This window comes from Nonomuraea sp. NPDC003754 (genome assembly GCF_053605785.1).
Genome location: NZ_JBSGJX010000001.1, coordinates 268,719 through 281,895 on the forward strand (window position 1 = coordinate 268,719; position 13,177 = coordinate 281,895).

Annotated in this window: 13 protein-coding genes; 2 read left to right on the forward strand and 11 right to left on the reverse strand. The window is 73.5% G+C overall.

Going from position 1 to position 13,177, the window contains the following annotated elements:
* Positions 1–96: 96 nt before the first annotated feature.
* The 9 genes from ACWEVS_RS01225 to ACWEVS_RS01265 all read right to left on the reverse strand — a co-directional run bounded on the left by ACWEVS_RS01225 (position 97) and on the right by ACWEVS_RS01265 (position 6,383).
* A complete protein-coding gene (locus tag ACWEVS_RS01225; protein WP_452549379.1) occupies positions 97–531 on the reverse strand; it encodes a TadE/TadG family type IV pilus assembly protein in 435 nt (144 codons plus the stop codon).
* The gene (locus ACWEVS_RS01230) at positions 528–926 is read right to left on the reverse strand and encodes a TadE/TadG family type IV pilus assembly protein (protein WP_452549381.1); all 399 of its coding nucleotides are present in this window, start codon (positions 924–926) and stop codon (positions 528–530) included. Before ACWEVS_RS01230 ends, ACWEVS_RS01225 begins: the two co-directional genes overlap by 4 nt.
* Positions 923–1,315 carry a TadE/TadG family type IV pilus assembly protein gene (locus tag ACWEVS_RS01235; RefSeq protein ID WP_452549383.1) on the reverse strand — a complete coding sequence of 131 codons (393 nt, stop codon included), beginning with the start codon at positions 1,313–1,315 and terminating at the stop codon, positions 923–925. Before ACWEVS_RS01235 ends, ACWEVS_RS01230 begins: the two co-directional genes overlap by 4 nt.
* A 128-nt stretch (positions 1,316–1,443) precedes the next feature.
* The gene (locus ACWEVS_RS01240) at positions 1,444–1,674 is read right to left on the reverse strand and encodes a hypothetical protein (protein ID WP_449920228.1); all 231 of its coding nucleotides are present in this window, start codon (positions 1,672–1,674) and stop codon (positions 1,444–1,446) included.
* Positions 1,674–2,594 (reverse strand): type II secretion system F family protein, encoded by a 921-nt coding sequence (locus tag ACWEVS_RS01245; RefSeq protein WP_452417167.1) that lies wholly within the window; start codon positions 2,592–2,594, stop codon positions 1,674–1,676. The genes ACWEVS_RS01240 and ACWEVS_RS01245 overlap by 1 nt, the downstream gene beginning before the upstream one ends.
* Entirely contained in the window at positions 2,587–3,675 is a 1,089-nt protein-coding gene (locus tag ACWEVS_RS01250; RefSeq protein WP_452549385.1) for a type II secretion system F family protein, read from the reverse strand. Before ACWEVS_RS01250 ends, ACWEVS_RS01245 begins: the two co-directional genes overlap by 8 nt.
* On the reverse strand, positions 3,675–4,973 hold the full coding sequence (locus ACWEVS_RS01255; RefSeq protein WP_449920222.1) for a CpaF family protein: 1,299 nt from the start codon (positions 4,971–4,973) through the stop codon (positions 3,675–3,677). Before ACWEVS_RS01255 ends, ACWEVS_RS01250 begins: the two co-directional genes overlap by 1 nt.
* Positions 4,970–5,704, reverse strand: coding sequence for a hypothetical protein (locus ACWEVS_RS01260; protein ID WP_354906144.1), 735 nt, complete (start codon positions 5,702–5,704; stop codon positions 4,970–4,972). The genes ACWEVS_RS01255 and ACWEVS_RS01260 overlap by 4 nt, the downstream gene beginning before the upstream one ends.
* 1 nt (position 5,705) lies before the next feature.
* Positions 5,706–6,383 carry a hypothetical protein gene (locus ACWEVS_RS01265; RefSeq protein WP_354906145.1) on the reverse strand — a complete coding sequence of 226 codons (678 nt, stop codon included), beginning with the start codon at positions 6,381–6,383 and terminating at the stop codon, positions 5,706–5,708.
* A 238-nt stretch (positions 6,384–6,621) separates the two neighbouring features.
* Between ACWEVS_RS01265 and ACWEVS_RS01270 the strand changes: the two genes are divergently transcribed.
* Together ACWEVS_RS01270 and ACWEVS_RS01275 are read left to right on the forward strand one after the other, a co-directional pair.
* Positions 6,622–6,840 (forward strand): hypothetical protein, encoded by a 219-nt coding sequence (locus ACWEVS_RS01270; protein ID WP_449920215.1) that lies wholly within the window; start codon positions 6,622–6,624, stop codon positions 6,838–6,840.
* Positions 6,841–6,954: 114 nt separating this feature from the next.
* Positions 6,955–11,421: an FtsK/SpoIIIE domain-containing protein gene (locus ACWEVS_RS01275; RefSeq protein WP_452549387.1), complete on the forward strand. Its 4,467-nt coding sequence runs from the start codon at positions 6,955–6,957 to the stop codon at positions 11,419–11,421.
* Here the strand turns inward: ACWEVS_RS01275 and ACWEVS_RS01280 are convergent.
* A complete protein-coding gene (locus tag ACWEVS_RS01280; protein WP_452417171.1) occupies positions 11,418–12,791 on the reverse strand; it encodes a hypothetical protein in 1,374 nt (457 codons plus the stop codon). The genes ACWEVS_RS01275 and ACWEVS_RS01280 overlap by 4 nt on opposite strands.
* The gene (locus tag ACWEVS_RS01285) at positions 12,791–13,174 is read right to left on the reverse strand and encodes a hypothetical protein (RefSeq protein ID WP_449920209.1); all 384 of its coding nucleotides are present in this window, start codon (positions 13,172–13,174) and stop codon (positions 12,791–12,793) included. The genes ACWEVS_RS01280 and ACWEVS_RS01285 overlap by 1 nt, the downstream gene beginning before the upstream one ends.
* Positions 13,175–13,177: the final 3 nt, after the last annotated feature.

The window sequence follows — 13,177 nt, forward strand, 5'->3', positions numbered from 1 at the left end:
CGCGGGTTCTCGCGTCGGCATGGCCTCTCCCTCCTTCACATCCAGCGTCGTCACCCGCCGCGGGCCGGGCCGGCGGGTGACGTGGTTGGGTCTGGTTCAGCGGGCGTCGGGCGCGGCGGTGGCCTGCCCCTCCATCTGCGCGCCTGGGAAGCCCAGCGCTCCGAGGAAGTACGCCGTCCACCGCACCCGTACCGCGACCGTCACCTGCGTCTGCGCGTCGGTGACCGTGCAGGCGGCGGGCCGTACATCGGAGGAGGCGGCCGAGGAGGCGGCGGCGGAGTAGGCCTCGACCACCTCCGTGGCACGGGCGCACACCTCGTCCTGGCCCAGCAGGCGGGCCTGGCCGGTCTGGCGCAGGTGCTCCACGTCGATCCGGTCCGCGCCCGCCCTGGCCGCCTGCTCCGCCACGTCGGCGGCGCGCAGCCTGGCGTTGATCGCCGCACCGCCGTCCACGAGCAGGCCCGCCAGCAGGAAGACCACCACCGAGAACAGCACGGTGAACACCGACATCGACCCGCGCTCGCCGCTCACTCGACCCTCCTGAACTGCTCCAGGGGGACGACCGAGGTGCCGGTCATCCGTTTCGTGGCCCCGAAGCCCAGGAACTCCAGGTCCAGCTCGCAGGTGACGGCGGCCTGCACCTGGCCGCCCTCCTCCCACCTGGTCCCCGACAGCGAGACCCGCGGGGCGTCGCACTCGCCTTCCAGCGCCGACCGGGCGCTGTCCGTGGCGGCGGCCTCGGCGGCGTCCAGCGTGCGCTGGACGGAGGCGGCCCGCGCGGCGTCCATGGCCGCGCCGTTCACCTCGCCCTGCGCCTCGACCAGCCGTCCCGCGCCCGCCAGGAACAGCAGGAACAGCAGGAAGACCGGGGCCAGCAGCACGGTCTCCACGGCCATCGAGCCGCTGTCGGCGTTCGTCGTGCTCAACGGCAGTCCTCGCCTCCGTTGTCGGGGCGGAAGCACTCCACCGGGCCACCCGACGTCGCCGTGATCGTGAACGACAGGTCGGGGAGCAGCGGGATCACCTGGACGGCGCTGCCCGTCACCGTCACCCACCGTTCGTCGGTCCCCCTCGGTACGGCCGACGCGGCGGCGCCGCCGAGGATGCGAGGACCGATGGCGCGCGCGACGTCCTCGGCTCTGGTGACGGCCTCGTCCTGCCAGCTCGTCGAGTCGAACGGGGCCGACCTGGCGACCCTCGCCCCCTCCCGCGCGGCGGCGTCAGCCACCTGCCGTCCGTGGAACCAGAGCGCGACCTGCACGATGAGCAGGACCACGGCGAGCACGACCGGCATGACGAGCGCCAGCTCGACCACCGTGGCCCCTCGTTCCCGCCGCCCCGCGCCACCGGCGTCCACGCGTCGCCGCCGGACCTGCCACCGCCCCGCGCCACCGGGGCGCACTCGCCGGCGCCGGACCCGCCGCCGCCCCGCGCCACCAGGGTTCACTCGTCGCCGCCGGACCCGCCGCCGCCGCCGAAGCTGTTCTGGAGGTCGGACTGCTTCTGCTCCACCAGCGTCTTGATGAGCGTCGCGAGCCCGAGCGCCACTCCCGCGATGATCGCGGTGATGATCACCCACTCGACGGCGGACGCCCCGCGGGTGGGGGCGGTGCGGGCGCGGTGCAGGCGAACCCCGAGGTAGGCCGTCAGGTACACGATCCAGGGATGGTTCATCAGGACCCCAACATCTTCATCGCGGCGGGAAAACTGAGAAAGATCACGAACCCGGCGCACAGCAGGAGCTGGGCGACGAGCATGGACTGGGACCGCTCGCCCGCCCGCCCCTCGATCTCGGCGAGCTCGCGGCGGCGCAGGGTGGCGGCGCGGGCGGTCAGGGAGGCGCGCACCTTCGCGCCGTCGTCGGCGACCAGCCCGAGCGCCGCCGACAGGTCGCGCAGCTCGTCGACGTTGATCTCCTCGCCGAGCTGGCCGAGCGCCTGCCACGGGGTGATGCCGACGATCCGCGCGCCGCTGAGCGCCTCCCTGATGCGGGACATCGCCCAGTTCGGCGACTCGCCGCTGACCGAGACGGCCATCATGAGCGCCTCGGGGACGCCGCGCCCGCCGGCCAGGTTCATGGCGACCAGGTCGAGGAACGCGCCGACGACGTGGCGGAAGTCGCGCCGCTTGGCCGCGGCGTCGCGTCTGATCTGCAGGTCGGGCAGCAGGAAGAAGACCAGCGACACCGCCAGCGCCGCCCAGAACGGGACGGTCAGCGAGACGCCCCACTCCATCAGCGTCAGCCACCCGACGAGCACGGGGAAGGCGAGCAGTCCCGAGGCGGCCAGCAGCGCCTTGGTGGCCAGGAAACCCTCGAACGAGCGTCCGACGAGGGCGAGGTCGGCCTTGATCGAGCGGACCTCCCAGCCCCGCGTGGCGTAGAACCGGGCCAGCCGTACCCCGAGGCCGCGCCGGAACGCGCTGACCTCCTCCTCGGGCAGGATCGGCGGGAGCCGCGGGTCGTCGGCGTCCTGCCTGGCGGCGTCGAGGGCCATCAGGCGGGCGACGAGCCCGGGGCGGGCCGGGAAGATCGCCCGCGTCAGGAGGAAGACCCCGAGCCCGAGGGCCCCTCCGGCCAGCACGCCCTCAACCATCCAGGCCTCCTCTCAGGTACGGCGAGCCGCCCGGACCGCCCAAGCCACCCAAGCCGACCGGGCCGCCCGGACCGCCCAAGCCACCCAAGCCGACCGGGCCGGCCGGACCGCCCAAGCCACCCAAGCCGACCGGGCCGGCCGGACCGCCCGAGCCGGGACCGAGCAGACCGGCCGAGCCGACCCCCGAGTCGCCTGCGGCGCCTGAGGCGCCCGAGGCGTTCGGCGGGCGGTGCGCGGCGGGCTTGGGCGGGTCGAGGGCGAGCAGGCGGGTCGGCTTGTCGAAGCGGGCCAGCCGCCGCATCCACGCGAACCCCGCCCCGAACAGCCCCGCCACCACGACGAGAACCGCCTGGCCCAGCCACGAGCGGTACTCGGCCACGTAGGACGGGTTGAACACCACCAGCGCCGCCGCGAACCCGAGCGCGGTGAGCACGACGATCTGCACGGACCTGCGGGTGGAGCGGCGCTCCGCCTCGACCCGGCGGCGCATGTCCAGCTCCTCCCTGGCCGAGACCGCCAGCGCCCCCAGCACGTCGCGCAGGCCGGGCCCGCGCAGCCTGGCGTTGAGGATGAGCGCCGCGACGACCAGGTCGGCGGAGGGGTCGTCGAGCTCGTCGGCGAACAGCCGCAGGGCCTGCGGCAGCGCCATCCTCGTGTGCAGCCGGTCGACCATGGCCCGCAGGTGGGGCCGCAGCATCGGCGCGGCCGCCCGGATCGAGGAGGGGATGGCCTGTTCCAGTCCGGCGGCGCCGGCGATCGTGTCGCGCAGTGACTCGGTCCAGGCCGCCAGGCCTTCCAGGCGCACCATGGCGGCCCGTTCGGAGGCCGCGCCGCCGGACAGGCCGCGCCAGGCGAAGACGAGCAGCGCGGCGCCCACCGCCATCACCGGCCACTGGGTGACGGCCAGGATCACCGTGGCGAGGACCGCGGCCACCGCCGTACGCGTGGACAGCGTGCGGAGCAGCCCGCGCGAGGCCGGCCGGGGGCGGGGGCGGACGCCGTGGATGGAGAGGACCAGCAGGAAGAGGCCGCCGCCGGCGCCGGCGCCGGCGAACATGGCCAGGGGGTCGAGGCCGATCATCACCATGCTCCCGGGACGTAGCCGTGGGGGGTGAGCTCGTCGAGGCAGGAGACGGGCGCGTGCGGTACGGCGGAGCCGTCCGGCCCGGCCGCGAAGATCTCGCTGGACAGGACGCGCCCGTCGACGCCGTTCACCTCCCTGACGCTGGAGACGAAGCGCCGCAGCGTGCCGCCGGAGGCGTAGTCGTTGCGCTTCTCGATGAAGACGACGAAGTCGATCGCGCCGGCGATGAGCATGTGGGTGGCGTCGACCGGGAGCCGTTCGGCGGCCTGGAGCGCGTAGGTGGCGATGCGGTTGAAGACCTCCATGCTGGAGTTGGCGTGGATGGTCGACAGGGAGCCGTCGTTGCCCTGCGTCATGGCGTTGAGCATGGTGACGATCTCGTCGCCGAGCACCTCGCCGACGATCACGCGGGACGGGTTCATCCGCAGCGACCTGCGCACCAGCTCGGCCATGGTGATCTCGCCCTGGCCCTCGGCGTTGGGCAGGCGCTGCTCGCAGGCGACGACGTTGGGGTGCAGGTCGGGGAACTGGTCGAGGCCGAGCTCCAGCGCGCGTTCGACGGTGATCAGCCGCTCGGCGGCGGGGATCTCGTTGGCCAGGGCCCGCAGGAGCGTCGTCTTGCCCGCGTTGGTGGACCCGGCGATCATGATGTTCTTCCTGGCGGCGACCGCGGCGGTGAGGAAGCGCGCCAGGGCGGGGCTCAGCGTGCCGTTGCCCACCAGGTCGGACAGGAAGACCTTGCCGAGCCTGGCGCGCCGGATCGACACGGCTGGCCTGACCGTCACGTCCATGACGGCCGAGAGCCGCGATCCGTCGGGCAGGCGCAGGTCGAGCTGCGGGTTGGCGGTGTCGAACGGCCGGCTGGACAGCCCGGAGTAGGCGGCCAGGATCTGGATGAGCTCGATCAGCTCCTCGTCGGACTCGGCGACGGGCTCGTGGGTGAGCTCCTGGCCGTCGGCGTAGCCGACGAAGACGCGGTCGCAGCCGTTGATGTCGATGTTCTCGACGTCGGGGTCGTCGAGCAGCGGCTGGAGGCGGCCGACGCCGAACAGCGCGGCGTGGATCCCGGCCGCCAGCGCCTCCTCCTCCTCCAGCGTCGGAGGGGTACGGCCGGAGCCGATCTCGCCGCGCGCGAACTCCTCCAGCACCTGGGAGATCAGCGCCCTGGCGAACTGCCGCTCGTCCTCGCCGGTCATCGCGGGCATGCCGTTGGCCTGGTCGAGGCGGCGCTGGTGGGCCAGCCGGTCGCCGACCTCCTGGCGGAAGCGCTTCACCAGCGCGTGGTCGAGCGTCATGGCACCCTCACCTGGGCGGACAGGCGTCCGGCGAGCTCGCGGGCTGTACGGATGAGCAGGGAGCGGTCGAGCCTGCCGCCCCACTGGCCGCGCAGCAGTTCGGCCCCCTTGGGGTCGTGCGCGAGCCCCGCCACGAACGCCGCCTGGCCGCCGACGATCCTGCGCACCTCGTCGACGGAGGCGCGGTAGCTGCGCGGGTCGGCGATGACGACCACCCCGACCTGTGGCCCTCTGGGCCGGACGGCGAGGCGTTCGCGCAGGTGGGCGACGTGGTCGAGGCTGGCCCTGGTGAACAGCACGAGGAGTTCGGCCTCGGCGATCAGCTCGTCCGTCTGCGGGTGGCCGCCGAGCCTGCCGCAGTCGGCCAGCACGTCCGCGTACGGCAGGCCGGCCAGCGCGCGGCCGAGCGGCCCCCACATCCAGGTGAGCCCCGCCGCCTGCTCGCCGTGGGTCAGCCCGGCCAGGACGTCGAGCCCGCCGATGATCTTCTGCGTGTGCTCGTGGATCTGCCCTGGTTCGAGCCCGCGCCTGGCGGTCGCGCCGAGGGTGAGCAGGCCCCTGCCTGGGTTGAGCATGCCGCCGTCGGCGGCGGGCAGCCGGTAGGCGAGGTCGCCGCCGGCCGGGTCGCACTCGGCCAGCAGGACGGCGCGCGGCCAGACGGCGCCGAGCGCGGTCGCCGCGGTGGTGACGCCCGGCGCGCCCTTGTCGGCGGCCAGCACGATCAGCGCCACGTCAGCGCGCTCCCGGCAGCTCGGCCACCGCGATCTCGCCGCTGGAGGCGTAGGCGGCGATCTGCGGCGACACGGTGGCGTCGACGATCACCGTGACCAGTCCGGCCGATCCTGACCTGGTGGGCGCGCCGACGACGTGGACCAGGGCGTTGGGGGCCAGCACCCTGCCCTGCGCGGTCGCCGACCTGCCGGGCACGTGGATGACCTGCACGCGGTCGCCCTCCTTCAGCCCGGCGGGCGCCTGTCCCGGCTTGAGCGCGAGCCCCACCTTCGCCTTGCCGGGGCCGAGCTCCTGGCTGGCGGTGACGGTCATCTGGTCGGTGAGGAGGGTGCCGGGCAGGAGGGTCACGCTCGCGTAGGTCTCGATCACCGCGAACCGCCGCGACCACGCCACATAATCGATGCCCGTATCGGCTATCTGCACTTCTTCCAGCGCGTTCGGGGAGATCTTCTGACCCGCGCCGATCTGTTGCACGACTCTGATCGCGGAAATGCGGTCGCCGCTGCGCATCACCAGCAGGGTGGTGGCCAGCGCGCCACCGAGAATGAGGAGGACGGCGAGCGCGGCGAGCGCGGGTTTCCGCTCGCGGGGCGGCACGGGGAGCTTGCGTGACGTGCTGCTGGAGAGCGCGCCTGCGGGTCCCGCCGCGTTGGCGGCGGGTTTTTCGCTGGTCCTCATAGGTGGGGGGCTCCCATGATGAATTTGCGGAATTCAGGCCATTATGTGCATCTACCGGCCTGGCGCGGGGCCCGAATGCGAGGACTAATGCTCGTTTCGCAGGTGGGAGGCTGTCAACCAGACCCGTTCATTAAAGTCACTTGAATTGCCCCGTTATTCAGTGATAGCAACCACATTGGTCACAGAATTCACGCGCCCGTCACCCTGAACCTGTTCAAACTGTGCGATGCTGGGCGACATGAGCAGGATGGGTGGGTTCTTCACCCGGCTCCGCCGGCGTTGGGTGGCGCGGGTCGCCGGCGCTCCCGCGACCTCGCGGGTGGTCGGGCGGCTGCACCGCGCGGCGTCGAACCTGGTCGAGGTGACGGCCGAGGTGAACGCGTACGCCGGGCTGCTGGAGGAGAAGGCCGAGGAGCTGAAGGACCGCACGCGGGCACACCGGCGCCCCCCTTCCTGACCCGGGGCGCGGGGTCGGGTCCCGCGAGGATTCATGCCGATGTCGTCGTCCGGGCGGCGGGTACGGCAGGCGCGCGTTAGCGTGGCCGCCGGTCCGATCCCGAGGAGACGGCACATGCGGATCATGCTCACCGTGCTCGACGAGCGCGGCGACCGTGACGTCGTGATCGAGGGCACCGCGGCCACGACGGTCGCCCAGGTGGCCGAGGCGCTGGCCGAGCCGCCCGGCGAGCCGCTGGCCAAGGTGGTCCGCCTGCCCAGGAGCCGCGCGCCGTACGGACTCGGCGAACCGCCCCGCATCCCCCGGCAGCGTGACGCGCCGCGCGTGGCGGCCCCTCCGGTGAGCGACACCGGTCTCGGGTTCGGGGGGCCGACGGTGTGGCGCGACGGCCGGCCCGCCGACCCGAGGGCGCCCGCCCGAGCGGTCCTGCGCGACGGCGACACGATCACCCTCGACCCCCGCCTGGCCGGCCTGACCGTGGTGGCCGAGCCCGGCGGGGTGGCCGAGGTCAGGGTCGTCGGCGGCCCCGACGCGGGCGCCGTCCACCGCCTGGGCCTGGGCGTGCACGTCATCGGCGCCGACCTCACGTGCGCGATGGCCGTACGGGATCCGGCGCTGGCCGCCGAGGCCGCGGTCGTGAGGATCACCCCCGCCGAGATCACCGTCGAGCCACCGCCACGCCCGCCCGCCGAGCCGCCCAGGAAGAAGGCGAAAGGCAGGTACGCCGAGGAGCTCGACGAGCTGGCGCTGCGGGACACCCCGCCGGCGGGTGAGCCCCCCGGCATCCTGCTGGACGGCGAGCCCGTCACCGCCGCCGTCGAATGGCCCGAGCACGCCTTCCTCACCGCCGGCTCCTCGATCTTCACGCTGACCGCGATCGAGCCCGCCGACGCGCACCTGGCGCCGCACCCCGACGGCGGCCTGTCCTACAACCGCCCGCCACGGCTGAAGCGGCCCGACACGGCGCGCGGGTTCGAGGTGCCGCGGGAGCCGGGGCGCGTGGAGACGATGCGGCTGCAGCTGCTGGCCGCCTTCCTGCCCGCGGTGCTGGGCGTGACGATGATGCTGGTCACCGGCCAGTGGTACTACCTGCTCATCGCGCTCATGACGCCGCTCATCATGGTCGGTCAGTGGTGGAGCGAGCGGCGCCACGGGCGCAGGCAGCACAAGCGCTCCGTCAGGCGGTACCGCGAGGAGCTGGCCCTCTTCCAGGAGGAGGTCGAGCTGGCCCGCAGGAACGACCAGCGGGCCAGGAGGGCGGCGGCCCCCGACCCGGCCGAGGTGCTGCTGACGGCGACCGGGCCGCGCGGGCGGCTGTGGGAGCGCAGGATCCACGACGCCGACGCGCTCCGGCTGCGCGTCGGGCTCGCCGACCTGCCGGCCGAGCTGGACTTCGACGTGCCGTACCCCGTTCCGGTGTGCGAGAAGGTGCCGGTGGCGCTGCCGATGCGCAGGCTCGGGGTCGCGGGCGTCACGGGGCCGCGCGAGGAGGCCGCCGGCCTGGTGGCCTGGCTGGTCGCCCAGGCGGCGGCGCTGCACAGCCCGCGCGACCTGGCGATCGTGGTGCTCTCGGCGAGCACCGACGCGCGGGAGCGGTGGGGCTGGGTGCGCTGGCTGCCGCACTGCGCGCCGCACCGTGGCGAGGACTGCGTGGCGCTGGTCGGCGCCGACCCCGAGTCGGCGGGCAGGCGGGTGGCGGAGCTGACCGCGCTGGTCGACGAACGGCTCAGCACCTCGATCCCCGAGTTCGGGAAGGTCCCGACCGGCTGGGACGACCTGGGCGGCCCCGAGGCGGCCGACCGGCGGCCCGCCTACGACGAACGGCCCTACGACGTGCTGGTCGTGCTAGACGGCGCGCAGGTGCTGCGCGGCCTGCCCGGCATGCCGCAGGTGCTGCGGCAGGGCCCGCGCGCCGGCGTGTACACCCTGGCCGTCGACGACGAGCAGCGGCTGCTGCCCGAGGAGTGCGAGACCGTCGCCACGTGCGGCCCCGACGGCCTGGTACGGCTGCGCGGCGGCGGCCTCGACGCTCTCGGCGCCGCGCTCGCCGACCGGGTGCCGCCGTCGTGGTGCGAGCGCCTGGCCAGGGCGCTGTCGCCGCTTCGCGACGTCTCCCGCGACGACCCGTCGGGCAGCCTGCCCGAGGCCGTGCGCCTGCTCGACCTGCTCGACCCGCCGGTCCAGTGGTCCGCGCCGACCACGCGGGCGGTGCTCGGCGTCGGACCCGAGGGCCCGTTCACCGTCGACCTCGCCGCCGACGGCCCCCACGCCCTGGTCGCCGGCACGACGGGCGCGGGCAAGTCGGAGCTGCTGCAGACCCTCATCTGCGCGCTGGCCGCGCGCAACCGGCCCGACCAGCTGTCGTTCGTGCTGATCGACTACAAGGGCGGGGCGGCGTTCAAGGACTGCGCCAGGCTCCCGCACACTGTCGGCATGGTCAGCGACCTCGACGGCCACCTCACCCAGCGCGCCCTCACCTCGCTGGCCGCCGAGCTCAGGCGCAGGGAGCGGCTGCTGCTGGAGGCGGGCGCCAAGGACATCGACGACCACGACGGCACGCTGCCGCGCCTGGTGCTGATCATCGACGAGTTCGCGGCGCTGGTCGCCGAGCTGCCCGACTTCGTTGCGGGGCTGGTCGACATCGCGCGCAGGGGGCGGTCGCTCGGCGTCCACCTGATCCTGGCCACGCAGCGGCCGGCCGGTGTGGTGACGGCCGAGATCCAGGCCAACACCTCGCTGCGGATCGCGCTCAGGGTGACCGAGGCGGCCGAGTCGGCCGACGTGATCGGCCTTCCCGACGCCGCGCACATCTCCAAGGCGACGCCGGGCCGGTGCTACGTCAGGTCGGGCGCGGGGGCGGCGGTCGCCGTCCAGGCGGCGCGGGTGGGCGGCCGGGCGCCCGGCGACGCGCAGGCGCGGCTGCGGGCGGTCGAGCTGGGCTGGCACGCGCTGGGAAGGGCGCTGCCGCCGCCGCCCGAACCCCTCGAGGGGCCGGCGATCAGCGACCTGGCGATCCTGGCCGACACGATCGCGGTGGCGGCGGAGCGGGCCGGCGTGCCCGAGCAGCCGAGCCCGTGGCTGCCGCCGCTGCCCGAGCAGGTGGTCCTCGACCGGCCGGAGGCGCTGGCCTTCGGGGTGAGCGACCTGCCGTGGGCGCAGGCGCGGCGGCCGCTGCGGCTCGACCTCGAGCGGGGCGGGCACCTGCTGATCGCGGGCGCCGCGCGCAGCGGCCGGTCCACCGCGCTGCGCACGATCGCGGGCGCCATCGCCGCCGGGTACTCCCCCGCCGACGTGCACGTCCACGCCGTCGACTGCGGGTCCGGCGCGCTGCTGCCGCTGGTCGCGCTGCCGCACTGCGGCGCGGTCGTGACGCGCGACCAGCTCGACCGGGTCGAACGGCTGCTCGCCGGGTTGCGCGAGGAGGTCGGCCGCAGGCAGCAACTGCTGGCCGAGGCGGGTCACGCCTCGCTGGCCGAGTACCGGGCGGCGGGCCACCGGCTGCCGTGGCTGGTGCTGATGCTCGACAGGTGGGAGGGATACGTCGCCGCGTTCGAGGGCTACGACTACGGCAGGCTCACCGAGGGGCTGTTGCAGCTGCTCAGGGAGGGGCCGGCGGTGGGGCTGCGAGCGGTGGTGACGGGCGACCGTTCGGCGCTGCTCGGCCAGGTGTCGACGGTCTTCGACGAGCGGCTGGTCCTCCGCCTGGCCGATCCGGCCGACTACGGCCTGGCCGGGCTGCCGGTGAAGGACCTGCCCGCCGCGATGCCGCAGGGCCGCGCGCTGTCCGTGCGGGAGCAGGGCGTCGTGGAGAGCCAGATCGCGCTGCTCGACCCCGACCCGTCAGGTCCCGCGCAGGTCGCCGCGCTGCAGAAGCTGGCCCGCGCCCGCGAGCCCGAGGGCGAGCCGCCGCTGCGCGTCGACGCGCTGCCGATGCGCGTGACCGCGAGCCAGGCCCTGGAGCTCGGCCCCGCGCCGAAGGGTCCGCTGTGGGCCCTGCTCGGGGTGGGCGGCGACGCGCTCGCCCCGGTCGGCGTGGACCTGCTGGCGCACGGCCCCGGCGCGGTGATCGCCGGCCCGCCCCGGTCGGGGCGCTCCTCCTCGCTGCTGACCGCGGCCCGGTCGCTGGTCGCCACCGGCACGCCCGTCGCCGCCGTCTGTCCCCGCCGCAGCCCGCTGCGCGGTCTGGAGGGCGCGCTGGCCGTCCTCGACGGCGACGCCGCCGGGCTGGGCGAGCTGCTGTCCGGCCGTGACCGGTACGTCCTGGTCGTCGACGACGCCGAGCTGGTCAACCCCGACTCGCCCCTGGGACAGCTCCTGGAGGAGACGCTCAGAACCGGCAGGGACGGCGAGCACGGCCTGATCATCGCGGGCGCGACGGCCGACCTGGCGACCGCCTACCGCGGCTTCGTCGCCGAGACCCGCAAGTCGCGCACGGGACTGCTGCTGTCGGTGCAGAGCCCCGCCGACGGCGACCTGTTCACCGTACGACTGCCGCGCGGCGCGGTCGGCGGGCCGCCGGGACGGGGGCTGCTGGTGACGCTCGGCACCGTCACCCCCGTCCAGGCGGCGCTGCCCGGCTAGACCTGTTGCTGGCTCGGGTTGGGGTTCTGGTGGCCCAGGGTGTGGTTGGTGACGCCGTCGGCGGCGCCGCCCCACACGTCCTCATCCTCGAGCAGCCAGGTCGAGTGGTCGCTCTGCTGCGCCTGCTGGCCGTGCGGCGCTCCGCCGCCCAGCGGCATGGGCATGCCCGTGCCGAGGCCGTTGGCGCCGCGCGCGCTCGCCGGGGCGACCGACCCGTAGCCGCCCGATCCCGCTCCCGATCCCGTGCCGGTGCCCGTTCCCGTGCCGGTGCCGGTGTTCGAGCCGGTACCGGTGTTCGTGCCGGTGTTCGTCCCGGTGTTCGTGCCGGTGTTCGTGGGCAGCCCGGTGCGGGCGTCGATCTGCTGGTTGTTCGACGGGTTGTCGAAGTTGGGCCGCTGGAAGTCGGCCAGTTCGGTGGTGCGCGCGTCGGGAGTGTTCATACCTGTTGTGGGGTCGTGGGGCAGCTTCACGGGGTTGACTCCGCTTCCGCCTGGAGGAGCAGTGGACGAGCCGTCGCCCGATCCGGGGTAGTCGGGGTACTTCGGGTCGTTGCCGCCGGACCCGTTGCCACCGGACCCGTTCCCGCCGGACCCGTTCCCGCCTGAGCCGTTGCCACCGGACCCGTTCCCGCCGGACCCGTTGCCGTCAGGGAAGGTGTAGTCCGGCCACTTGCCCGTGGAGTCGCCGTTCCCTGGCTTGTAGCCACCGGTGTTCGGGTCGTAGCCCGTGTTGGCGAAGTTGGGCGTCGGAACGGTGGGGTTCGGGATCTTGGGGGGCGTGATCTGGGGAGGCGGTACGTTCTGCTGCGTGATGTCCGGCAGGTCTTCGCGCACCGACTCCGGGAGCAGGTCGTGAATGGTCTGGAGTTCTTTCTGGAAGTTCTTGAGATGCTCCTTGGCGGCGCCGTTGTCGGAGGTGAACCACATGCCGCCGTCACCCTTGGTGTTGACCCAGAGGTCCGGGATGCCGTGCGTCCATGAGGGCCCCTCGGCCCAGGAGTAATCCCCGCCGTAATCGCGGTAGGCGGGAATCACGGTCTTGCCGAGCGATTCGAGCTGACGACCTATCACATTGCAGGAGCCCGTCAGGTTCTTCGTGGTGACGTAGATCGCGCGCAGGGACTGCTGCGCGTCGACGGACGACTTCTCGCCCCAGATCTTCGCCATCGCGAAGGCGGCGTCCTCGATCGTCTTCATGAGCTGCGCCAGCATGGTGCCGGCGCTGAGGTATGCGGCCCCGGCCTTCTCGATGGCGCGCGCGTCCAGGCCCTCGATGATGCTCTTGACCTTTTCCACCGCCTGGTCGCCGTGGACTTCGAAGTCAGCGCCCTTGACCTTGACGGGGTATTCCTTCGGCGTGACATCCACCATCAGACGCTCTGCCTCCCCTTGTTCAGATCATCGACGTCCACGAGGAGGCCGCCCCCGTCGTTGATCTTCTGGATCGCGGCTCGCAACTTGTAGTTGATGGACTCGTAGATATGGCTGACATAGGTATAGGCATTGGTGGTCGCGTCGAAGAAGTCATCGCCCGCCGGCCAGCCCCCCATGACGACCGGCTTCATGAGCAGGGCACGACGCTTGAGGTCGGGCAGCGAGCCGACCTCCAGTCCTTCGAGGCGTTCCAGCGCACCGGCCAGATCCTTGAGGATGTTGACAAGCTGCTCTTTCGACGTCAGGTCGATCTCGCCGGGCTTCGGGTCCAGACCGGGCCACCTGTCCTCGACGCTTACCGTTTCTCTTGGCTCTGCCATGTG

Bases quoted from the DNA above. Each gene is read 5' to 3' on its own strand.
- ACWEVS_RS01285 (WP_449920209.1), bottom strand. From the start codon at position 13,174: ATGGCAGAGCCAAGAGAAACGGTAAGCGTCGAGGACAGGTGGCCCGGT.
- ACWEVS_RS01255 (WP_449920222.1), bottom strand. From the start codon at position 4,973: ATGACGCTCGACCACGCGCTGGTGAAGCGCTTCCGCCAGGAGGTCGGC.
- ACWEVS_RS01245 (WP_452417167.1), bottom strand. From the start codon at position 2,594: ATGGTTGAGGGCGTGCTGGCCGGAGGGGCCCTCGGGCTCGGGGTCTTC.
- ACWEVS_RS01240 (WP_449920228.1), bottom strand. From the start codon at position 1,674: ATGAACCATCCCTGGATCGTGTACCTGACGGCCTACCTCGGGGTTCGC.
- ACWEVS_RS01275 (WP_452549387.1), top strand. From the start codon at position 6,955: ATGCGGATCATGCTCACCGTGCTCGACGAGCGCGGCGACCGTGACGTC.
- ACWEVS_RS01250 (WP_452549385.1), bottom strand. From the start codon at position 3,675: ATGATCGGCCTCGACCCCCTGGCCATGTTCGCCGGCGCCGGCGCCGGC.
- ACWEVS_RS01280 (WP_452417171.1), bottom strand. From the start codon at position 12,791: ATGGTGGATGTCACGCCGAAGGAATACCCCGTCAAGGTCAAGGGCGCT.
- ACWEVS_RS01270 (WP_449920215.1), top strand. From the start codon at position 6,622: ATGAGCAGGATGGGTGGGTTCTTCACCCGGCTCCGCCGGCGTTGGGTG.
- ACWEVS_RS01265 (WP_354906145.1), bottom strand. From the start codon at position 6,383: ATGAGGACCAGCGAAAAACCCGCCGCCAACGCGGCGGGACCCGCAGGC.